Genomic DNA, 23,531 nt, shown 5'->3' with positions numbered 1-23,531 from the left:
AGATCAAATTTTTCTATTTTATATACAGATCTTTTGGCTGAGATAGTTTGTTGTTTGGCAGAGTCTGGTATAGTAGCGCACGTAATAAACAGTGCTTTTTGAATGGTTTAATACAAAATTGCTAATTAATATGTACTAAGTGTTACTTAAAAGCACATATTAATTACCAATTGTTAAAAATGGGTTAGCCGATACGCGGCTAACAACGAATTGATTGTAACGGTTTTATCATGATATCTAATTTATTTACCAAGATTTTTGGTAGTCGCAACGACCGCACTATTAAAAACTTTAGAAAGACGGTCGCGCTAATCAATGCGCTAGAAACGCAGTTAGAAGCCCTTTCTGATGAAGATTTACGCGCTAAAACAGCAGAATTCAGAGAACGTTACGATAACGGACAAAGCCTTGACGATATTCTACCTGAAGCATTTGCAGTAGTTCGTGAAGCATCTAAACGCGTTAATGGCATGCGCCACTTTGACGTACAGTTACTAGGCGGCATGGTTTTACACGAAGGCCGTATTGCAGAAATGCGTACCGGTGAAGGTAAAACACTTACTGCAACCTTACCTGCTTACTTAAATGGCTTAACAGGTAAAGGGGTTCATGTTATTACCGTGAATGACTATCTTGCAAAACGCGATGCTGAAACTAACCGTCCGTTATTTGAATTTTTAGGCCTAACGGTTGGCTGCAATGTGCCTGGCATGATGCCACAACAAAAAAAGCAAGCGTATGCTGCTGACATTACCTACGGTACAAACAACGAGTTTGGTTTTGATTACCTTCGTGACAACATGGCATTTAGTATTGATGAGCGCGTTCAGCGTCCATTATTTTACGCTGTAGTCGATGAAGTTGATTCAATCCTAATTGATGAAGCGCGTACACCGCTTATCATCTCAGGCCCAGCCGAGGACAGCTCACAGCTATACACTGAAATAAATACCATCGTTCCTTTACTTGAATTACAAGAAAAAGAAGACGAGGAAGGTGTTGAAGGTGACGGCGACTACACAATCGATGAAAAGTCTAAGCAAGTTCATTTAACTGAGCGCGGCCAAGTTAAAGTAGAAGATTTACTTAGCGAGCGCGGCTTAATTGAAGAAGGCGATTCGCTGTACTCTGCCGCAAGTATTACCTTGTTAAGCCATGTATATGCTGCACTTCGCGCGCACAAATTATATCAAAAAGATGTTGATTACGTTGTTAAAGAAAACGAAGTTATCATCATTGACGAGCATACTGGTCGCTCAATGGAAGGTCGTCGTTGGTCTGAAGGTTTACACCAAGCTGTGGAAGCTAAAGAAGGTGTTAAAATTCAAAACGAAAACCAAACATTGGCGTCTATTACGTTCCAAAACTACTTCCGTTTGTACGAAACATTAGCGGGTATGACAGGTACAGCCGACACAGAAGCATTTGAGTTTCAGTCAATTTATGGCCTAGATACCGTTGTTATGCCAACTAATAAGCCAATGATCCGTGATGATCGCGCTGATTTAGTTTACCTAACGCAAGAAGAAAAATACGAAGCTATTTTAGTTGATATTAAAGACTGTCAAGAACGCGGACAGCCTGTACTAGTAGGTACTATCTCAATTGAAAGCTCTGAGTACTTATCACAGTTTTTACGCAAAGAAAAAATTAAGCACAATGTACTTAATGCTAAATTCCACGCGCAAGAAGCTGATATCGTCTCAGATGCAGGTTTACCTGGGACTGTTACCATTGCAACTAACATGGCCGGTCGTGGTACCGATATTGTGCTAGGTGGTAACTGGAATAGCGAAGTTGAAAAACTAGAAAATCCAACTGATGAACAAATTGCAGAAATTAAAGCTGCATGGAAACTTCGCCATGATGCAGTCATTGATGCTGGCGGTTTGCACATTATTGGTACTGAGCGCCATGAATCGCGCCGTATAGATAACCAATTACGTGGTCGTTCTGGCCGTCAAGGTGATGCTGGTTCTAGCCGTTTTTACCTTTCGATGGACGATGCGCTTATGCGTATATTTGCCGGCGAGCGCATGACTAACATGATGCGTAAACTAGGTATGCAACGCGGTGAAGCAATTGAACACCCATGGGTTAACCGCGCAATTGAAAATGCACAGCGTAAAGTAGAAGCACGTAACTTTGATGTTCGTAAACAGCTACTTGAATACGATGACGTAGCAAACGATCAACGTCGTGTTGTTTACTCTCAGCGTAATGAATTACTTGAAGAAGGTGATATTTCAGAAACTATCACAGCAATTCGTGGTGACGTACTAAGCAATACAATAGATCAATACATTGCTCCACAAAGCCTTGCTGAAATGTGGGATGTACCAGGTCTTGAAGAGCGCTTAAAACAAGACTTCTTAATTGAGCTACCAATTACTCAATGGTTAGCAGACGACAATAAACTATACGAAGAAAAACTTCGTGAGCGTATTGAAGAAGCTGTTGATCAAGCTTACAAGCAAAAAGAGCAACAAGTTGGTGATTCAGTTCTACGTCAATTCGAAAAAGCAATTATGCTTCAAAGTCTTGACCAACATTGGAAAGATCACCTTGCGGCGATGGATCATTTACGCCAAGGTATTCACTTACGTGGCTACGCGCAAAAGAATCCAAAGCAAGAGTACAAACGCGAGTCGTTTGAACTGTTCTCTGAAATGCTTGAAAACTTAAAAGTTGATGTAGTTAGCATTTTAAGTAAAGTACAAGTACGTGCAGAAGAAGATGTTGAAAAAGTAGAAGAGCAACACCGTAAGAGTGAAAATGCCCCTCGCGAGTACCAACATGAAGAAGCTGAGCACGTAGGCGGCGAAGCACCTCCAAGTGCGACGGTAATGGCCAGAACAGAGCCAAAAGTTGGTCGTAACGATCCGTGTCCTTGTGGTTCAGGTCAAAAATTCAAGCAATGTTGTGGTAAATTAAAATAACCACGCATTGTAAGTAATTAAAAAGCGGCGCTTGCGTCGCTTTTTTTATGGGATAAAAATATGACAATAAAAATAGTAAATGTAGCCGTCGGTGTAATTAAAAAAAATAATGCAATATTTATCTGCAAACGTGCCGATGACCAACATCAAGGTGGCTTATGGGAGTTTCCTGGTGGTAAAGTTGAAGCGAATGAAAGTGTATTTGCAGCGCTTAGACGTGAGTTGACTGAAGAAGTAGGTATTACTATTCACAGCTCTAGCCAACTCATGGTGATCGAACATGATTATGGCGACAAATGCGTAAAACTCGATATTCACGTTGTCAGTAACTTTAGCGGTGAAGCGCATGGCGCTGAAGGGCAACCTAGTGAATGGGTAAATATTAGTGAGTTAACTCACTATGACTTCCCTGCCGCTAATGCTGAAATAATTGAAAAACTGCAATCTCGATACGCTTGATTAAGTGAGTTACAATGAATAACACTGTACAAAATACGTTGAGTAAACTGCTAAAACTCAACCCTGAAACAACTCAGTTGAGTACCATCAGCAGCGGCCATATCAATAGCACATGGCTACTAACACATTTTGATCAGCGATTTATTGTGCAAAAACTTAACACTCATGTATTTAAGTACCCAGCTCAAATTGTCAGTAACGCACAACTTATTGAGCAACACCTAAATACTAAGCAGAAGCAAAAAAACTATCCGCTCGATATTGTTAAACACATTAACACAGGCAACAACGAGTATTTAACCATACTTAATGAAGAGCCATATCGCGTACTTAACTATATTGAGCACAGTTACAGCGAGGATGTTGTTAAAAACCCAGAGCAAGCGCATCAAGCTGCTTTGGCCTTTGGTACTTTTGCAAGTGCCTTACACGATTTTGACACAGCCACACTGCATACTGTGATTGATGATTTTCATAACTTGGCTATGCGCTTTGAGCAGCTAAACACAGCAATAACTCATAGTGATGAAAGCAGGCTTAACCGCAGTAAAAAAGACATTGAATTTTGCTTATCGCAACAACACTTAGTAAATGAACTTAAAGCTATAACTCAGCATTTACCTATTCGAGTTTGCCACAACGACACTAAAATCAATAATATGCTCTACTGCAGTAAAACTCATAAAGCGAAAGCTGTTATTGATTTAGACACCTGCATGCCTGGTTTTTTATTACACGATTTTGGCGATATGGTACGTACATTTTGCTGTGCAGAAGCAGAGGATTCGACACGTCTTGATAAGGTTGTTATTAGAAAAGAGATTTTTGAAGCACTCGTTAAAGGTTACTTAGCATCACTCAAACCAATATTGAGTAAACAAGAACAGCGCAGTTTACTTTTAGGCGCTAAAATAATGCCCCTGATGCTCAGTGTGCGCTTTTTAACAGATTACTTAAATAACGACGTGTACTTTAAAACCGCACACACTGAACACAATTTAGTACGCACTCAAAACCAACTCGCTTTATATAAAAACATTTTAGTTAACGAAGCATGGATGTACGAAACCCTAATGAAACAATAAAGTAAGCGTTTAAAATTTCGTATCAAAAAAGCCAGTAAGTTAAACTTACTGGCTTTTTTATTCACTGGTGTTTAGTTAACTAGTACCAATCTGCTTAATTAAGTGATCTATTTTGAGGATAGATAAACGTGTTGATAGCTAGGCAAAAAATTCGTTATTTAGTTATTCTAAATGAGAATTTTTTAACGCAGATAACGACACTTTTAGCCCCTAAAAATAATCAAGTATTATTGCGAATTGGTATAACATTATCTGATTACCAAATTTTTACGCGATCTTCTGGTTTGATATACATTTTGTCGCCTTCTTTTACATCAAACGCTTCGTAAAACTCTGGCATATTAGACAAAATACCAATGACACGATAATGGCTTGGTGAATGCGAATCGGTCATTAAACGGTTACGTAATTCTTCATCGCGGTAGTTACGACGCCAAATTTGCGACCACCCCATAAAGAAGCGTTGATCGCCTGTGTAACCATCAATAACTGGTGCTTTATCATCACCTAATGATAGCTGATATGCCTTATATGCGACTGTTAACCCACCTAGGTCACCAATATTTTCGCCAAGCGTAAGCTCACCATTTACATTCGCATCGTCAAACGGTTTGTACTTGTTAAATTGCTCAACTAACGCACCTGAACGCTCCTCAAACTGTTTAAGGTCGCTTTCAGTCCACCAGTTACGTAAATTACCATCGCCGTCGTATTTAGAACCTTGGTCGTCAAAACCGTGACCAAGTTCGTGTCCAATTACCGCACCAATAGCACCATAGTTTACCGCATCATCCGCTTCTAAGTTAAAGAATGGCGGTTGTAAAATAGCAGCAGGGAATACAATTTCGTTGTTTACCGGGTTGTAGTAGGCATTCACTGTTTGCGGTGTCATGTACCATTCTGAACGGTCAACAGGTTTGCCTAATTTGGCAATCATGTCTTTATACGCCCATTGGCTGTAACGGATGTAGTTACCTACTAGCTCGTCTGAATTAATTTCAAGCTCAGAGTAATCCTTCCACTTATCTGGGTAGCCAATTTTAGGAATAAATTTGTCTAGTTTTTCCTGTGCTGCAATTTTTGTTTCAGGTCCCATCCAATCAAGACCTTCAATTGCAACGCTGTAACCTTTAATTACGTTATCAACTAGCTCTTCCATACGTGCTTTAGCTTCAGGCGGAAAATTGTCTTTAACGTACACTTTACCTAAAATTTCACCTAAGACACTGTTAGACGCATCTACGGCTTTTTTCCAAAGTGGTGCTTGCTCTTCTACACCACGTAATGTCGTACTGTAAAAGTTAAATTTAAGGTCAACCAAATCATCATTTAATAGCTGCGCATAGCCACTCACAAAATGAAACTTAAGGTAGTTTTTCCAGGTTGCTAAGTCGGTGTTTTGATAAATACCACCCAGCGCTTCTAAAAAGCTTGGTTGGCGCACAATAATATCAGCGGTGTTTACACCTGCCTCTTTAAAAAACGTCGATAAATCAAGCTCTCCAGCAAGTTTATCAGCCTCTGCTAGGGTCATTTTATTGTATGACTTAGTTGCATCACGGCTTTGTACACGGCTCCACTGCGCATCAGCAATGGTTTTTTCAAAGGCAAGTACGCTTGCTGCTGCTTGTGCGGCCTCTTTGACACCCGCTTTAGCTAATACATCAGTTATGTATTGCTCATAAGAGGCGCGAATTTTAGTAAATTTCTCATCGTCTTTTAAGTAGTAATCGCGATCAGGTAAACCCAAGCCAGATTGAGATAAATACAAAGCATATTCGCTTGAATTTTTAGCATCGTTATTGATAAACCAACCAAACGGTAGAGTGCCGCCTTGCTGTTGAATAGACGCCATAAGGCTAATTAGATCAGACTTAGATTTTACACTATCAATACTATCTAGCGACGGTTGCAGCGGTGTAACACCAAGCTCATTACGGGCGTTTTTATTCATATAGCTTTTATAAAACGCGCCAATTTTGTACTCGTCGCTGCCTTTTTCAGCCGACTTATTGGCCGCTGCGTTTTCAAGCGCCGTTTTCATCGCTTTTTGCGACTCATCATATAATTGCGAAAAAGAACCATAATTAGACTTGTCACCTGGAATTTCGGTTGTTGCTAACCAAGTGCCATTTACATGGTAGTAAAAGTCATCCTGCGGGCGAACTGAGCTGTCCATATTAGCCAATTCAATACCTAGCTCTAACGGTTTTTCTGCCGGTGCTGTTGCTGCTTGAGTGTCGGCTACTTGGGTTTCTTGTTGTTTTTCGCCACAACCTACTAAGCCAAGCGCAAGTGCAATACTTGCAGCGGCCATTGTTACTTTATTCATAATTAATCCATTTGTTAGTCAATTTTATAAATTGCTCATACCAACTCCATTAAGCTCTTTCACAAGATAGCAGTCAGCTTTTACTTAATGGAATGGGCATCAACTTACACTAATTATTGAGTGCAATAACGCTATAATAAACCTGATTTTGAGAACATTGAAATAGATTATGTAACAAAGTATTTTGAATGAGATAAACGTTCTAAATTGCCCTATCAATAACTTAATAAAGTAGCCGGCAATTAACCCTTATTTTTACCGTGTAAGGCCAAACGTTGTAACTTCTCTTTTAATGAAGGTGGTGCTGAGTCGGCAATCGCATTTAAATAATCGGCTGTTTGCTCACTCATTTTACGTGAATTTGTGACGGCGGCTGATGCGGGTTTGTTGGCCGAACTTAATCGCTGAGTTGCCTGTGGATTAGCTGTAATTTTAATTTGCCCTAGTTCAGCCATCCCTGCCGCTCTAAAGTGCGAAAGCATATCCATTTTTAAATAATTAAGCCGAAGCGCTATCGGGGCCGATACCGCTTCAATCATTAAAGTGCCATCGCGATAATTACTTACGCGGCACTTATCCCCTAATTTAGGGCCTAAAAAACCTTTAAGTAAAGTTTGCTGAGTATCAAGAGCTTGGCTTTTACCAGCGTAAGCCGACAGACGGTTGTTTAGGCCCGCCATAATATCGGTGAGTGGTTTTGGTGCATATCTATCTTTAGCCATTAAATATCTCAACTCGTACTTATTTACACACTTAATTTAGCACCATCAGAGTAAACTTAAGTGTGTCCATAATTAAGCCTAAATTAGGTATTAAGCACCCGCTATTTGCATTTGCTCAATTAGAACAGAGCCAGTTTGAATGCCGCCTCTGCGCTCAATATCACCACCGATAGCAGAAATACCTTTAAACATATCTTTTAAATTACCGGCAATCGTAATTTCACTTACTGGATATTGAATCTCTCCATTTTCAACCCAAAAACCACCAGCACCTCGAGAGTAATCACCTGTTACTGTGTTTACGCCTTGCCCCATAAGCTCGGTAACTAACAAGCCGGTACCCATTGTTTTTAACAATGCTTGTAAATCATTATGCGTTTGCTCTACTAACCAGTTGTGAATACCGCCGGCATGACCTGTAGGGGTCATATTCATTTTACGCGCGGCGTAACTTGCTAATAAGTAAGTTTGTAACTCACCACCTTGAATTATTTCACGATCAACCGTTTTAACACCTTCGCTATCAAACGGTGATGAAGCTAATCCTTTTAAAATATGCGGGCGTTCAGCAATATTTACACAATGACTAAATACTTGCGTACCTAAACTATCGAGTAAAAAGCTCGACTTACGATAAAGTGCGCCACCGCCAATTGCCGAAACCAAGTGACCAAACAATGAGTTTGCAATATCAGCCCTAAATATAACCGGGACTTTCATTGTTCCTAATTTTTGGCTGTTTAATTTAGCCAATGTTTCTGATGCGGCTTCAAGCCCAACCGCTGCTGCATCAGTTAAACCTGCTTGATCGCGGGCAACCGTGTATGCTGAGTCGCGTTGCATTTGTTCACCATCTTTACCAATTACCATGGTGCTGATGCTATGACGAGTGCGAGGAAAGCCAGCAATTAAACCATGGCTATTCCCATAAACACGAAGCCCTTGATGCGATGAAAAACTCGCGCCATCAGAATTTACAATACGTTCATCAGCATTTAATGCCGCTTGCTCAGCTGTATGGCAAAGCTCAATACCTTGCTCTGGGCTTACATCCCAAGGGTGGTATAAATCGAGATCTTGTGGATTAAACTCAAGTAGCTCTTTATCGGCGACCCCATTGAAAGGATCGTCTGATGTGAACTTTGCAATATCAATGGCTTTCTCTACCACTGTGCGCAACGTTTTAGGGTTTAAATCAGCCGTTGAGGCAGAGCCTTTATTATTGCCAACATAAACACTAATACCCAGGCCACCATCTTGGTTAAACTCAATGGTTTCTACTTCACCCATTCGTGTACTCACCGATAAACCCGACGTGCTAGACATTGCAGCTTCAGCTGCTGTAGCACCTAATTTTTTAGCATGTTCGAGTACTTCTGCTACCGCATCTTTAACCTGCGATATTTGAGAATAAATTGGATCGTTTTGTTGGCTTTTCATAAATTAAGTCCTGAGCCTTAGAGGCATAATGCATGCATTTCTTATAGTTAAATGCTAACACACTCACTGCACCACATCAGCTAATATTAATCACTAAAAGAATGGCGTATAATGTCGCCAGTTATTTTTATTTAAGAGCACCCCATGGCGAAGAAAAAAGGCAAGCCTGCTGAAATTGAAGAAGAAATTGAATACGTATCAAGAACAGAGCTTAAGCGCGAAGCACAAGAATTTCATCAGTTAGGTTCTGAAATTGCCAAAATGGGTAAAAAGCAGCGTGAGCGCCTACCATTAAATGACGATTTAAAAGAAGCGATGGTTGTTGCTGATAAAATTAGTAACAAAAGTGATGCATATCGTCGTCATTTAAATTACATTGCAAAAACGCTTCGCACAGTAGAAAACATTGAAGATATTAAAGCTATTATCGATGTAATGCTTAATAAAAATAACCAGGCTGAAGTATTGGTTAAAAAAATAGAGCAACTGCGCTCAGACTTAATAGAACAAGGTGATAGTCTTATAAACGAGACTATTGAGCAGTTCCCATCGCTTGATCGTCAAAAAATGCGTCAATTAGTGCGTAATGCAGCAAAAGAGGTCAAAGCCGAAAAGCCAGGTAAAGGCTATAAAGAGCTTTTTCAGTATTTAAAAGATGCGCATACCGTCACGTATTAACGCGTAATACGTTGCGATAAAAAGGTGCTTCGGCACCTTTTTTGTTATAGATCAACATATCTCCTTAGTTACTTTTTTATAATCACGGCTCTAGTTAAAACTTAGGTGCGCGTGATGATAAAACTTCCTCAATGGGACCAAGCTCTCATTAATAAATACAATGTGTCTGGTCCGCGGTATACATCCTACCCTACCGCATTATCTTTGAATGAGGGATACGATAAACACGATTTAATCAGCGCTGTAGAATCATCTCAATCTCGTTCGCTTTCTCTATATGTTCATATCCCATTTTGCAGTCAGCTTTGCTACTACTGTGGTTGTAATAAAATAATCACTCGCCACCAATCTAAAGCCGATACATATATAGACTTTTTAGCAAAAGAAATTGCCGCACAAGCACCTTTATTTAAGCACTACAGCGTTGAGCAACTGCATTTAGGTGGAGGCACTCCTACCTTTTTAACCCCTCAACAAATGAAACGCTTAATTGCCCTGCTTGAACAGCACTTTAATTTTACCAGCACAACAGAGCGCGGTATTGAAGTTGACCCACGATCGCTTGCTGAAAATATGTTGGTTGATTTGAGAATGCTTGGCTTTAACCGAGTGTCGTTTGGGATACAAGACTTTAATGACGACGTGCAACTTGCAGTTAATCGCCCTCAACATGCCGATACCGTTAAGCAGTTAATTATTCAGGCACGTGAGTTGGGCTTCAAATCAATTAACGCCGATATGATTTACGGGCTTCCACTGCAAACCCCCGAAAGCTTTAAACAAACAATAGAGCAACTCATTGAGCTTAGTCCTGATCGTGTGTCGGTATTTAACTACGCTCACTTACCAGAGCGATTCGCCGCACAACGCAAAATAAAAGAGCACGACTTACCAAACGCTCACGACAAGTTAACCATGTTTAAAAATACCTTAGAGCAGATGACACAAGCAGGTTATCAGTTTATTGGTATGGATCACTTCGCGAAAGCAGACAACGAGCTGGCTATCGCACAAAATGAAGGCCAATTGCATCGAAACTTTCAAGGTTATACAACGCATGGTAATTGTGATTTATTAGGGCTGGGTGCATCGTCTATTTCACAAATTGGCAACGCTATTTTACAAAATAAAAAAGAGCTAAAGCATTACTACCACAGCATTGAAACGCAAAGCGGCTGCGCACTTAGTAAAGGTATGCATTTAACCCATGATGATGTTATTCGAGCGGATGCTATTAAGCAGCTTATTTGTCAGTTTGAACTAAATATAGAAGAGTTTGCTAAAAAGTATCATATTGAATTTGATACCTACTTTGCGGAGGCATTGGTTTCTCTTAAACCACTTATAGACGATAACATGGTGATTATTGAAAACAATCACGTCAGTATCACATCACGGGGTAACTTATTCATTCGTATAATTTGTATGTGTTTTGATGCCCACTTACAAAATAAAATCAACGCAACGCGTTTTTCTCGAGTCATTTAGCCCCCTAATTAAATATTATTTGGGCACAAAAAAAGCATACCTAGGTATGCTTTTTTAATGTTATGTACGAGATTTAGTTAAAAACTACGTTTTCACTACCTGGAGCAGCTTTGAACTCAGAAATAATTTTAACGCAATCGGCCTTAATCTCATCACTGTAGCTTTCTTCTGCACGCCAACGAGCCGTGTCTTGCTTAAATATTTCTTTTTTAGAATATTTTTTTCGGGCATCGTGTGTCGGCATTTCTTTTACCACTTGGTACATCTTATAAATGCCAGGATACTGTATGGTTAAATCTCGCTCGTCTTCAAAGCCATATTGCGACATAAGCACCCACACGCGCAAACATCCTTCTGAAAACTCACATTGATCTTCTTTCATTGCGCGCGCAATTAGATGAATACTGTCGGCAAGCTTAGCATTTCGCTTTAAACGAGATGCTGCAAGCTTTTGCTTTTGCTCTGCTTGCTTTTTAGCTATTAACTTTTTTTGTGCACTTAACTTGTACAACAACTGACCCGCATAAAATGCCAAACCAGCTATAATAATAGCGCCTAAACACAAGGCAACGATCACAGCAGTACTCATTGATTACCCTTAATTACTTATCTTCGTCTTCATCATCGTCTAGCCATTCACTGGCAAGATCGTTTGATAAATACTGGTCGAAGTCTGAATTACTCTCTTCGCCAAAGTCATCTTCATCATCAAACTCGTCTTCATCCTCAAGGCCTAATAATTTGCATAGAACCTGATGGCGAGCAATTCGACTATTAAAGTACTTAGCATCTTTACCAGTCAGCATCTCACCGCCTTCATGACGCTCAACCAACTTAAGTAAGCGTACATCATTTTCAAGCTCTTCAAGCTCTTGTTCTGGTGTAAGCTCTGGCTGAACTACTTTTTTAAGTTCAACCACTGGTTTTAAGTTACGTTTCATTTCTACTTTTGGTTCAGCAGCAACAGGCACTAAAGACACCGGCTTTTTACTACCAATACGTTTATCTCTTGAACCTGAATGCGATGTTTGGTTTTGTTCTTCAACCAAATCTGGCGCATTACGAGAACCAGGCTTAGCACCTTTGGTTTTTTTAACACGCTGCTCTTTTAACGCACGCATTTCTTTAAGCTTATCTTGGCTTAAGCGAACAGGTCCATTTGATGGGATTTTGCGTGACTTTTTCTTTCTACTCATATCTTGATCATCTCACTTAAGAGGTTTTGAGCGAGGCGTATATTAATAGGCATCGCAATGCTGGCATAGCCAGAAGAATTCAGTTTGCGCTTTAGAGGTTGGGCTTCTCTTTAACATGACGCACTAGCATATTGCTAAACGGTGGGTATTGTAACAGGACAAATAAAAAGGCGGTAGAGAAAACATCTCTACCGCCTACTAATCTGAGCGCCATAAAATGGACACTTCTCCCTTCGACTTTTTTAGTCTTTGTTATTTTTATTATTATCAGTCCGTATTGTTATTATTTTTACGTTCCTTGTTTCATTCCATTTTGTTTTTATTATTAAACTTCCATGAGTTATTTTATTATTTTCGGTCATCCTGACTCTTTTGTAGTATTTCCTTTAGTAGCACAATCTTTGTGCTATGTAGTCGTGCCGCGCTACTTTCCTTATAGCTGTTTCCATTTTTTTATTGTTTTTTGCGACAGCTGTTAATTTACTCGTTAATAATTTTGTTACAACTGGTTTATATCTTTTTTCTTACATTACAGCCATACATAAATAAAAGCCTATTTAAATAACAACAACTTAACAAATAAAAGATATTTAAAATAAGACTTTTACCATACATCCGCATGGTCAATGTCTCACAAAGTGAAAGACGATATCGCGAATTTCAGACACAAAAAAAGCAACCGAGGCTGCTTTTTTTTCATATTACACTGTAGTTGGTATCTAAATTTAGATAAATACGACTTTAGTGTAAACCGCCTAAGTACTTAGAAAGCACTTCAATGTCTTTATCTGTTAGCTTTTTAGCGATGTCACCCATCATACCGTTTAGGTCATTATGGCGTGTACCATTACGAAACTTTTCAAGCTGAGACTTTATGTACTCTGGGTGCTGAAAAGACACTTTTGGAAACTTAGCTAACGATGAGCCGTTACCACGAGGACCATGACACGAAGCACATGAAGGAATTCCTCGCTCTGCATCACCCGCTTTATAGAGCATAGCGCCAACTTCAACGACGTCTTTAGGTGTTGAACCCTCTGACATGTTTAGTGACGAAAAGTAAGCTGCCAGATCTTTCATGTCTTGTTCGCTTAGTGGCATTGCCATTGCGCTCATTACAGGATCCATACGGCCTTCTTTCCCGCCTGATGTCATACCTAGTTTCAAATCCTGAAGTTGCTTTAGGATATAATCTGGGTGTTGGCCTGCAATTTTAGGGTAAATAGTAATCGGTGCATTACCGTCTGGGCCGTGACATGCCGCACACGTTGCTGATTTTTGTTTACCTGCGTTTACATCGCCATCAAATGCTGTTGCGTTGCTTGCTGACAACGCACCAAGCAATATTGTTAAAGATAGTGCTATTTTTTTCATGGTGAATTCTCTGTTCCCGACCCTGTATCATCTACAATCATGATGTTGCAATACATATATTCTACACGATAATAAATTCTCTGGCACGTTTTCTACACATATTAAGCTTATAATTTACAGGGTTTTGACTAAGGTGAAGCTTTAATATGCTTTAAATGTACCACAGACACTGATTTAAGGTATTTAAATACGCTTTTTAATACATCTTTTATAGTATAAAATACGTGCCCTAAGTAAATTTGGTTTACTTAACGTTATTTTTAAAGTTTTAGGAGAGCCTGTGCTCAAATCTCGTATCAAATATAATACCGCGTCTTTCGTTACAAGCGCTCCAGACATTACTAAATTACCTGCTGATACGGGAATTGAAGTTGCGTTTGCGGGTCGTTCTAATGCTGGTAAATCAAGTGCGCTAAATGCATTAACCGATCAAAAATTAGCACGTACGAGTAAAACCCCTGGGCGAACTCAGTTAATTAATACCTTTGAGTTAGCTGATGTTGATAACATGCGCCTCATAGATTTACCAGGCTACGGTTTTGCCAAAGTACCAATTGAAATGAAGAAGAAATGGCAAAAGTCATTAGGTGAATATCTTCAAAAACGCCAAAGCTTAAAAGGAATAGTTGTTTTAATGGATATTCGTCATCCATTAAAAGATTTAGACCGCGACTTAATTAATTGGGCGATTGGAAGCGAGATTCCAGTATTGGCCCTGCTAACAAAAGCTGATAAATTAAAGCAAGGTGCAAGAAAGGCACAAGTACTACAAGTTCGCCGCGAACTAAGCGAGCTGGACGGTGATATTACTGTCCATGCATTTTCATCTTTAAAAGGCACTGGATTACCAGAAGTAGCTAAAAAACTAGACGAGTGGTATTTAGGCCCCGTTATCGCGGTACCACCTGCAGAAAAAGTATCTGACGAAAGCAGTTCAGACACTGCAAGCTAACTTAAGTAAAACACCTCACCTGCAGATTGAATAAAATAGCCGAGTTCATCAGACTCGGCTTTTTCTGCCCACTGATAAAACACACTTCTTGCTATACGTGCACTACAACCAAAAGGTAATATTAAATAAGGTACTTTAGCGCCCTTATAATTTTTTACCCGTAAGGGCTGCTGCTGGCAAACAATCCACTGCCTGGCTAAATTATCAATACAACACAAAGCCTCGCCTTCATTAGTTTGCTTTAAAAACCAATCAACAATAATAAACGGCGCATCTTCTACTGTAATCGTTACTTTTTCGATAGGTGTTTTTAAATAAAAATGTGCACCCTCTTTGCACAATACAGAAGCAAACAATTTGACCATAGGTAGTCTTGTTATTTTACTACCATCGTAAAACCATTCCCCTTGGTCGTTAATAACTATTGGCAACTCACCACAATGAGAGGGTTGCCAACTATCAAAGGGCTTACTCGGCTCACTTAACTGTTTACTGAGCTCATTAAGCGAAATCACTGTTTATTAAGCGTTAATGCAAATGAAACTGGGATAGCCGTTGCAATCGAAGGCAAACCAGCAAGCTCTTGTAACTGTTTAACTCCCTCTGTCACACCAAAGTCGCCACTATTTATGATGACTGGCGTGAATGAAGCAAGCGTCAAATCACCACTTTTATTGCTATTTACCAGCACATCAATTGAAAGTGATTTTTTGTTACCATGAAAATCAAGCTCTGCGCTAATACCTTTTAACACGTAACTACCCGGTTTTTTAATTATTGCTAACGACGGCTTCAAATTAGCTGTTAGCACGGCTTTTGGGAATGTATTTACTTCAAACAACAGGCTTGTAAGCCTTTGATTACGAATAGGTATATACGTTTCTACTGATGCTAAATCTATATAAAAATTAAACTCACCTTTATCGTTAAGCTTACCTTCGATTGCAGTGAAGTGATGGGCTTCAGCAATCGTGTCTTTCTTTATAGAAACAAAACTTACTTGGCTTTTATCGTTGTCTAGCAGCCAATTAGCAAAGGCAAAATTAGACATAAATAAACTTGATAACGAAAGGCCTGTAATAGCTAACGCTTTAAACATAACGCACTCCTTTAAACACATAGATGAAGGTAAAACCTCATTGAATACTATCATTTAGAAATAGCTTAAACCATACTAAAATATGAGATTGTAATATCGTAACTCATACTCGCTATAATTACGGAATTTAAACGTAAAGATGATCACAATAGAAGTAATAATTAGGTCGAGAATACTGAAAAATGCGGAATAAAAAACGGCCTAATAAAAGGTTATTAGGCCGATATAGCAAACTGGGGAGTCGCTAACAATTTGTTGCATCTTTACAGACGCATCATCAACAGGATGTCCTACAGAGTAGGACGGGCGGGACTTTAACAAAAGCGCGCATAAAAATACAATCATATTCTGCATTAATAGTTAGAATTGACGAACATGTAACCATTTGGCATAAATAATTACCTATTTTAACCAATTATTAACTAAATTCTGTTTATATAAAATTGACCGTTAAGGTACTACTATTTTTAATACACATAAAAAAAGCGCCTATTGGCGCTTTTATTATTTATAAAGTTTAGTGGGCTTGTTCCCAGTTTTCACCTTCGTCAGCCTCTACTATTAGCGGTACATCGAGTGAAGCAGCTTGTGACATTAACTCGCAAATTTGTTTTGTGTAAGCCTCTGCACAATCAGTTTTAATCTCAAATACTAATTCATCGTGCACTTGCATAAGCAGCTTCACGGTATTTGGAGCTTGTTCGTACACCCACTGATTAACACTTAACATAGCCTTTTTAATTATATCAGCAGCAGTGCCTTGCATGGGCGCATTTATGGCAGCACGCTCCGCGCCCTTACGACGAGCTCCGTTACGGGCATTTATTTCAGGTAAATGCAATCTGCGTCCAAATATTGTTTCAACATAACCATTTTCTGCTGCTTTTTCGCGTGTTGTTTCCATGTACTCTAATACGCCTGGAAAACGTTCAAAATATTTATCAATATAATGTTGAGCTTCATGGCGTGGTACATCTAACTGGCGTGCTAAGCCAAAAGCCGACATACCATAAATAAGACCAAAGTTTACGGCTTTTGCTTTACGGCGCATGTCTGTTGTTACGTCATCTAAATCAACACCAAACACCTCGGCCGCGGTCGCACTATGAACATCTAAACCGTTTGCAAAAGCATTAAGCAAACCTTTATCTTGTGAAAGATGCGCCATTATGCGTAATTCAATTTGGCTGTAATCGGCTGCCACTATTTTATAACCATCGGCAGCAATGAAGGCCTCTCGAATACGACGACCCTCTTCTGAGCGAATAGGAATATTTTGCAGGTTAGGATCAGTAGAACTTAAACGCCCTGTCGCTGTTACAGCTTGATGATATGACGTGTGTACACGCTGTGTTTTTTCATTAACCATAAGCGGTAGTTTATCGGTATATGTTGATTTAAGTTTTGATAAACCACGGTGTTCAATAATAACCTTAGGTAACGGGTAATCATGAGCGAGCTCTTGAAGTACTTCTTCTGCGGTTGAAGGTGCACCTTTAGGCGTTTTTTTAATTATTGGCAGCTCTAGCTTTTCAAACAATAATACTTGTAACTGTTTTGGTGAGCTCAGGTTGAAGGGTTCACCTGCAATTTCAAACGCCTCTTTTTCAAGTTCAATTAAGCGCTCACCTAAACGTTGGCTATGCGCGCCAAGCATGTTGCTATCAATTGCAACCCCTGTGCGCTCAATATCTGAAATGACGCTTACCAATGGCATTTCAATCTCTTCAAATACTGATTTAAGCTTTTCATCTGCCTCAATTTTAGGCCACAGTACTTCGTGTAAGCGAAGTGTTATGTCCGCGTCTTCTGCTGCATAAGGCGCTGCTTTGTCGAGTTCAATTTGATTAAACGTCAGCTGCTTTTTACCCTTGCCTGCAATATCTTCAAAACTAATATTTTTATGACCTAAATACTTTAATGCCAACGAATCCATATCGTGACGCGTACCTACGCTGTTAAATACATATGACTCAAGCATAGTGTCAAATTTAATACCATTGAGTTCATAGCCGGCATTGGCTAATACGCTTTTGTCGTATTTAAGATTCTGCCCTACTTTCGCTTTATTAGCGTCAGCTAAAATTGGCCCAAGCTTTTGCATCACAAATTCAAGGCTTAGCTGATCTGGTGCATCGGGGTAATCGTGCGCAACAGGTAAATATGCAGCTTCTCCTGCTTTAACGCTAAAACTCATGCCTACTAATTGCGCTTGCATATAATCGAGGCTAGTTGTTTCTGTATCAAATGCAAAAAGATCAGCGCCATTAAGTTGCTCTATTAACTTATCAAACTGCGCTTCTGTTAAAATAGTTTCGTAATGAGCCTCTTCAACTTTTGGTAATTCTGTTTCTTGCGATGGAACTGCTAAGTGAGTTTGTGCATCACTTGGGTTATCTAGTAGCTCAGCTAACCAACGACGAAACTCGCATTCACCATATAATGCAATTAATTCGTCTTTATTTGGCTCCTGCAGTTTAAACGTATCAAGATCTGACTCAACCTCAACGTCACACTTAATGGTCGCCAACTCATAGCTTAAAGGTAAATGATCTAATGCATTTGCTAATTTTTCACCAATTTTACCTTTAATTTCGCCTGCGTTATCCATTACACCTTGCAGAGATCCATATTTTTGTAACCATTTTACAGCTGTTTTAGGGCCACAGCCTTCTACGCCAGGAATGTTATCAACCTTATCGCCCATCAGTGCTAGGTAATCAATTATAAGATCTGGGCCCACACCAAACTTTTCAACAACAGTGTCAGGATCTGAAATACTGTCGGTCATCGTATTAATGAGTGTCACATGCTCATTCACAAGCTGGGCCATATCTTTATCGCCAGTCGAAACCAGTACATGGCGTTTTTGCTCAGAGGCAATTCGCGCAAAGGTTCCAATGACATCGTCTGCTTCAACCCCTTCAATACTAATAAGCGGAAACCCCATTGCTTTAATAATACTGTGGATAGGTGCTATTTGGGTGCGTAAATCGTCAGGCATAGGTGGGCGATTAGCTTTGTATTCGCTGTACATGTCGTTGCGGAATGTTTTACCTTTGGCGTCAAATACAACCACCATATGCGAGGGATCATACTGTCTGATCAAGCTTTTCAGCATATTAATAACGCCATAAATAGCGCCCGTAGCCTCACCCTTAGAATTAGTTAGATGTGGAGGAGAATGATAAGCACGAAATAAATACGACGAACCATCAACTAAAATAAGTGGATTTTCGGGGATCTGAGCCATGGTGAATTTGGATCCTAAATGCTAAAAATTATGATAATTGTAAGCATGCCATAAGGGTTAAAATAAAACGACTATCAATTGATATTCGGTATTTTATTAAAATAAGAGCAAGCTGTGGATAAGTATGTAGATAACAGGCACAAATAATTCTTCCAAGGCCTATTTAAACGCCTAGAAAAATGATTAACTATATGTTTTAATTTAAAAAAGATAATACGAAGTTCTTTTTTTATTATTTTTAAACCAGTGTGGAAAAAGGTTTTGTGTGGCTACTAGTGCCATCATCTACTTTGGTTATTCGTGTCCAATTAAATAACCGGAGGAGTATTCTAGCATAATGGATCGAAGATCATAGCGATCCTTTATACTTTTTTTTATTGGTGCTAATTGTGAAATGGCATATGCCGCATTGCAACTTACTTAGCGGATAATTTTCACACAAAAATTAATTTAAATAGGCAATTTCGTCCGTGTTAAACTTCAAACTATAGACTGAATAAATTAAATCAAGGAGCACAAAAGCATGAAAAAAGTAGCCGTGTTATTAGCTGGAAATGGTGTATACGATGGTGCCGAAATTAATGAAGCCATTTTGACTCTTTTACACATAGCTAAAAATGGTGCAACCTACCAGTGTTTTGCACCAGACATAGAGCAACTTCACACTATTAATCATCTAACGGGTGAGGAAATGAGTGAAAAGCGTAATGTATTAGTAGAAGCTGCACGTATTGCCCGAGGTGATATAAAAGCGCTTAACCACCTTAATAGTGATCAATTTGACGCATTAATAGTTCCAGGTGGTTTTGGTGCTGCGAAAAACTTATGTGACTTTGCGGTCAAAGGCGCACAAGCGGCCATTAACAACGACGTATTAAACGCCTGTAAAAAATTCGCTAATGCCAATAAACCAGCCGGCTATATGTGTATCGCGCCTGCGTTAACTCCATTTATTTACGACGATGCAAAAATCACTATTGGCAACGATAAAGACACAGCAGCCGCACTCACTAAGCTTGGCGCAACACACTTAAATTGTAAAGTTGATGACGTTGTAATTGATCAACACAATAAAATTGTGACTACACCTGCTTACATGCTAGCGCAATCGATTGTTGAAGCAGATGCGGGGATCGAAAAACTTGTTAAATCCGTATTAGCATTAAATTGATTGTAACAAAGGTTATTTATTGGATGACCAGGTATATTGGCTAAATAAATACGCCAAGGCACTTATTTTTGTTGAGCTAACGCAAAAAGTAGTCAGTTTTTAGTAATAAAAATACCTCTTAGCATTTTATAAATTGCCTCAGAGAGTTATAATCGGCGTAATTTCCGTCATCTATATCGTGATTGATCACGTTCAAATCGAAGTGAGCAAGGCAAAATGAAAAAATTAACAGCATTAGCATTATTAGTGTTAGCAACTACAGCATACGCACAGCCATATGATAACTCTATGACTGAAGATGCAATTAAAAAGCGTTTAGCACCTGTTGGTGCTGTGTACCTTGAAGGTGATAAAGCTGCAGTAGCTGCCGCACCAACAGGGCCTCGCTCTGGTGAGCAAGTTTATCAGGCTGCGTGCTTTGCATGTCATGGTACAGGCGCATTAGGTGCACCTAAATCTGCAGACGATTGGGCACCGCGTATTGCCAAAGGCAAAGATACGCTACTTGAGCATGCAATTAACGGCTTTAATGCAATGCCAGCTAGAGGCACATGCATGGATTGTTCTGACGATGAAATAAGCGCAGCAATCGACTTCATGACAGCAGAATAACGCTCAGTTATACATAAAAAAGGCTTAACTTGTTAAGCCTTTTTTATGCCCAAAATACCGCGTTAACCATTATTTTTATTAGAATATCAGCTTGACGCTAAGCACTAAAAGTGAAAGTATAAGTCTAATAACTATACAATAATAATATCGGTTACATCATTGGAAGATAAACTCCCTTCATCGCGTAGATTAGCGTATCAAAATAAACGCCTCAAAACCCTACTCGAAAAGTACAAGCAATCACACCATTTGCAAAATGCGCTTATCCAACTTTCTGAGCGCGCGAGTACGGTTGCGGAGTTAACACTACTTTATCCCGCTATACACGATATTTTACAAAAGTATGTTCCCAGTAAAAGCTTTTATGTTGTTTTACAAAACCAGCAGTGCCAAACATTAGAGCTTTCTTATTTTTCAGATGAAAAAGATGGCATTGCAGTACCACTAAACCACTCTAATAGTTTTGATGAAGGTGCTACTGGTTACGTATTTAAAGAAGGCAAAACCACATACTTTTCAAAACAGCAAATGCAAGAGGCAGCCGCTAATGGCTTATTCAAAGCGCTAGGCACACCCGCCGAACATTGGGTAGGTGTACCTGTGTACCAAGAAAAAAATATTATTGGTGTGTTAGCCGCTCAAAGCTATGACGTAAATCAAAGTTATAACTCCCAGCAAATACAACTTCTTGAAGTGATGTCGCTGTATTTAGCGACGGCGATAGAACGTGTAAAAAAACGTGAGTATTTAGAGTCAGAAGTAAAAATTCGTACTCGAGCACTGACTCAAAGTAACGATGCACTTAATCTTGAAGTAGCTAACCGTAAACGCGCGCTGCAACGTCAACAAATTTTATTTAAAGTATCTGAAATCGCCACTCAAGCTAAAAACCTTGATGATGCTTACGTTAAAATACATGGCATAATAAAAACAATTACCTACGCAGAAAATCTTTATATTGCACTCTATGACAAAGACTCAGGCTGGATAACATTCCCTTACTGTGTTGATGAATATAAGGAAAATACTCAGCCCCGTCAGTTTGCTAAAGGCTACAGCGAATTAGTAATAAGCACCGAAGAAACGCAGCTTATTAACCCAGAAAAAGCACAAGCATTATTAAATAGTGGCGTGGTACAACGTTCAGCCCCTGTTCCTAACAAACAAAAAGCGACGAGCTGGCTAGGTGCACCTTTAAAAACATCGCAGGGTGTTATTGGCCTTATTGTGTGCCAAGCATACAACAATAAACATATTTTTAGTCAAGACGATAACGAATTAATTACCTTTGTATCGCACCAAATAGCGGCTGTTTTACAAACTAAGCTAGCAAATCAGGCTATAGCTAAAAGTCACCAAGAGCTTGAATTTAGAGTAAACGAAAAAACAAAAGAACTGCAACAAACTAATTTGCATTTGCAAATGCAAATTGAAGAACGAAAAAAAATAGAGCAGCAGCTTTATCATGACGCCCATCACGATTCGTTAACAAGCTTGCCAAACCGCAGTTTATTTTTAACCCAATTAGAAAAAACACTTCAACATTTTCAGCGCTTTCCAGAGCGTCAATTTGCTGTTCTGTTTATTGATTTAGATAAGTTTAAAGATATTAACGACCAACTAGGTCACCAAGCTGGCGATCAGTTCTTAATTAATGTGAGTGAGCTGTTTTCACAATGTATTCGTGAACATGATTTATTAGCCCGTTTAGGTGGAGATGAATTCGTTATTTTACTAACGCATTTAACCGAACCACAACAGGCCGAAGATGTGGCTAATCGTATTATCGATTTAATGAAAAAGCCTTTTAATATTAAAGGCACTTTGCTGCAAAGCGGTGCTAGCATTGGGATAAACTACTCAAAACAAAGCTATAAACATACCGACGAAATTATTCGTGATGCCGATGCCGCGATGTATCATGCAAAAAATTCTGGTAAAAATCGTTACGAGCTGTTTCATCCGTTACTCACTCAATCAATAGCTGATGTGGGGCAAAAAGCACTGCATCATCTTGATGTCATGCCAATGAGCTTTAGAAGCTCAGAAATTATTACACTAAACGAGCAACAGCAATCTGAATCGCTATTTGAAGCGTTCGGTGAGCACCCTATTTTAGGGTTTACCAGTTTTGAGGTTTTGAAAAAATTTGCTACCGACAAAGAGCAACACTTAAAAGTAGAGTTGCAACTGCTAGCGTGTGCTTACACGCAGGCCATAAATGCAAATGTGGCAATGGCATTAGTACCATGCTCTTGTTTATTACTTGAAAAACACGAATTTACTTTATTTGTTGATGTGTTAAATAAACAACGTGGCCCAAGCCAACTTTGTTTACTTTTTGATGAGCAAGAAATTCGCCATGCATGTGCTACTCAGCTAGAAAATCTTAAGCAATTATCTTTGTTAGGCTACTCAATTGGCTTAAATAATTTTGCTAAAGACAGATGTGAACTTAACCTATTAACCGATGTAAATTTTGACTATCTATTGCTTAGCTCCACCTTTAGCAAGCGAATATTGCAACAAGATAGTTACGACCTGCAACTACAAGGTGTGCTTCCTATCACTAAGCTCAAAAAAATGAAGGTCATTGCAAAAGGACCCTCTATTCTTAATTTTAGAGCCTTATTGGAGAAACATGGCTTGTCATATTTTGTTGGCAAACAGCACACTTTAGCTTGCCCTGAGTCACAGCCAGAACACGTCAGTCAATCAGTTTAAGCCCAGC

General features: G+C 39.3%; 18 protein-coding genes. 9 read left to right on the top strand and 9 right to left on the bottom strand.

Annotated features, from left to right (window positions below; all coding sequences use genetic code 11):
* The first annotated feature begins 230 nt into the window (after positions 1-230).
* The 3 genes from secA to AC27JL_RS00155 are packed head-to-tail and all read left to right on the top strand — an operon-like array spanning position 231 to position 4,483.
* Positions 231-2,939: a preprotein translocase subunit SecA gene (gene secA / locus AC27JL_RS00165; protein ID WP_058428236.1), complete on the top strand. Its 2,709-nt coding sequence runs from the start codon at positions 231-233 to the stop codon at positions 2,937-2,939.
* Positions 2,940-2,999: 60 nt separating this feature from the next.
* On the top strand, positions 3,000-3,398 hold the full coding sequence (gene mutT / locus AC27JL_RS00160; RefSeq protein WP_277053938.1) for an 8-oxo-dGTP diphosphatase MutT: 399 nt from the start codon (positions 3,000-3,002) through the stop codon (positions 3,396-3,398).
* 14 nt (positions 3,399-3,412) lie between these two features.
* Entirely contained in the window at positions 3,413-4,483 is a 1,071-nt protein-coding gene (locus tag AC27JL_RS00155; RefSeq protein ID WP_277053937.1) for a phosphotransferase enzyme family protein, read from the top strand.
* A 256-nt stretch (positions 4,484-4,739) separates the two neighbouring features.
* Here the strand turns inward: AC27JL_RS00155 and AC27JL_RS00150 are convergent, their stop codons facing one another.
* From AC27JL_RS00150 to pmbA, 3 genes are all read right to left on the bottom strand, one after another.
* Positions 4,740-6,815 carry a M13 family metallopeptidase gene (locus AC27JL_RS00150; protein WP_277053933.1) on the bottom strand — a complete coding sequence of 692 codons (2,076 nt, stop codon included), beginning with the start codon at positions 6,813-6,815 and terminating at the stop codon, positions 4,740-4,742.
* A 242-nt stretch (positions 6,816-7,057) separates the two neighbouring features.
* A complete protein-coding gene (locus tag AC27JL_RS00145; protein ID WP_010557986.1) occupies positions 7,058-7,537 on the bottom strand; it encodes a DUF721 domain-containing protein in 480 nt (159 codons plus the stop codon).
* Positions 7,538-7,627: 90 nt separating this feature from the next.
* Positions 7,628-8,977, bottom strand: a complete 1,350-nt coding sequence (gene pmbA / locus AC27JL_RS00140; protein WP_487194502.1) for a metalloprotease PmbA — start codon at positions 8,975-8,977, stop codon at positions 7,628-7,630.
* Positions 8,978-9,121: 144 nt separating this feature from the next.
* On the opposite strand from pmbA, the gene yjgA reads away from it, so the two are divergent.
* Together yjgA and hemN are read left to right on the top strand one after the other, a co-directional pair.
* Entirely contained in the window at positions 9,122-9,655 is a 534-nt protein-coding gene (yjgA, locus tag AC27JL_RS00135; RefSeq protein ID WP_006793069.1) for a ribosome biogenesis factor YjgA, read from the top strand.
* Between the two features lie 114 nt (positions 9,656-9,769).
* Positions 9,770-11,143 carry an oxygen-independent coproporphyrinogen III oxidase gene (gene hemN / locus AC27JL_RS00130; protein ID WP_487194501.1) on the top strand — a complete coding sequence of 458 codons (1,374 nt, stop codon included), beginning with the start codon at positions 9,770-9,772 and terminating at the stop codon, positions 11,141-11,143.
* A 73-nt stretch (positions 11,144-11,216) separates the two neighbouring features.
* Here the strand turns inward: hemN and AC27JL_RS00125 are convergent, their stop codons facing one another.
* From AC27JL_RS00125 to AC27JL_RS00115, 3 genes are all read right to left on the bottom strand, one after another.
* Positions 11,217-11,732: a DUF2489 domain-containing protein gene (locus tag AC27JL_RS00125; RefSeq protein ID WP_039036242.1), complete on the bottom strand. Its 516-nt coding sequence runs from the start codon at positions 11,730-11,732 to the stop codon at positions 11,217-11,219.
* A 13-nt stretch (positions 11,733-11,745) separates the two neighbouring features.
* The gene (gene yihI / locus AC27JL_RS00120; RefSeq protein ID WP_008133239.1) at positions 11,746-12,339 is read right to left on the bottom strand and encodes a Der GTPase-activating protein YihI; all 594 of its coding nucleotides are present in this window, start codon (positions 12,337-12,339) and stop codon (positions 11,746-11,748) included.
* Positions 12,340-13,080: 741 nt separating this feature from the next.
* Positions 13,081-13,713, bottom strand: coding sequence for a c-type cytochrome (locus AC27JL_RS00115; protein WP_006793065.1), 633 nt, complete (start codon positions 13,711-13,713; stop codon positions 13,081-13,083).
* A 280-nt stretch (positions 13,714-13,993) separates the two neighbouring features.
* Here AC27JL_RS00115 and yihA point away from each other — a divergent pair, with 280 nt between their 5' ends.
* Positions 13,994-14,665 carry a ribosome biogenesis GTP-binding protein YihA/YsxC gene (gene yihA / locus AC27JL_RS00110; RefSeq protein WP_305400160.1) on the top strand — a complete coding sequence of 224 codons (672 nt, stop codon included), beginning with the start codon at positions 13,994-13,996 and terminating at the stop codon, positions 14,663-14,665.
* On the opposite strand, the gene AC27JL_RS00105 is transcribed toward yihA, so the two are convergent.
* From AC27JL_RS00105 to polA, 3 genes are all read right to left on the bottom strand, one after another.
* Entirely contained in the window at positions 14,662-15,180 is a 519-nt protein-coding gene (locus tag AC27JL_RS00105) for a DUF1285 domain-containing protein (RefSeq protein WP_006793063.1), read from the bottom strand. The two genes, yihA and AC27JL_RS00105, sit on opposite strands and share 4 nt — an antisense overlap.
* Positions 15,177-15,764, bottom strand: coding sequence for a YceI family protein (locus tag AC27JL_RS00100; protein ID WP_487194500.1), 588 nt, complete (start codon positions 15,762-15,764; stop codon positions 15,177-15,179). Before AC27JL_RS00100 ends, AC27JL_RS00105 begins: the two co-directional genes overlap by 4 nt.
* A gap of 517 nt (positions 15,765-16,281) precedes the next feature.
* Positions 16,282-19,017, bottom strand: a complete 2,736-nt coding sequence (gene polA, locus AC27JL_RS00095) for a DNA polymerase I (protein ID WP_487194499.1) — start codon at positions 19,015-19,017, stop codon at positions 16,282-16,284.
* 523 nt (positions 19,018-19,540) lie between these two features.
* Here polA and elbB point away from each other — a divergent pair.
* The 3 genes from elbB to AC27JL_RS00080 all read left to right on the top strand — a co-directional run bounded on the left by elbB (position 19,541) and on the right by AC27JL_RS00080 (position 23,524).
* Positions 19,541-20,188, top strand: coding sequence for an isoprenoid biosynthesis glyoxalase ElbB (gene elbB / locus AC27JL_RS00090; RefSeq protein WP_487194498.1), 648 nt, complete (start codon positions 19,541-19,543; stop codon positions 20,186-20,188).
* A 216-nt stretch (positions 20,189-20,404) separates the two neighbouring features.
* The gene (locus AC27JL_RS00085; protein ID WP_006793059.1) at positions 20,405-20,800 is read left to right on the top strand and encodes a c-type cytochrome; all 396 of its coding nucleotides are present in this window, start codon (positions 20,405-20,407) and stop codon (positions 20,798-20,800) included.
* 159 nt (positions 20,801-20,959) lie between these two features.
* On the top strand, positions 20,960-23,524 hold the full coding sequence (locus AC27JL_RS00080; RefSeq protein WP_487194497.1) for a diguanylate cyclase domain-containing protein: 2,565 nt from the start codon (positions 20,960-20,962) through the stop codon (positions 23,522-23,524).
* Positions 23,525-23,531 lie beyond the last annotated feature (7 nt).

Source organism: Pseudoalteromonas sp. 4NS20-0020, assembly GCF_057554385.1.
The sequence above is the reverse complement of the archived record's forward strand: the minus strand, read 5'-3'. Positions and strand labels throughout refer to the sequence as shown.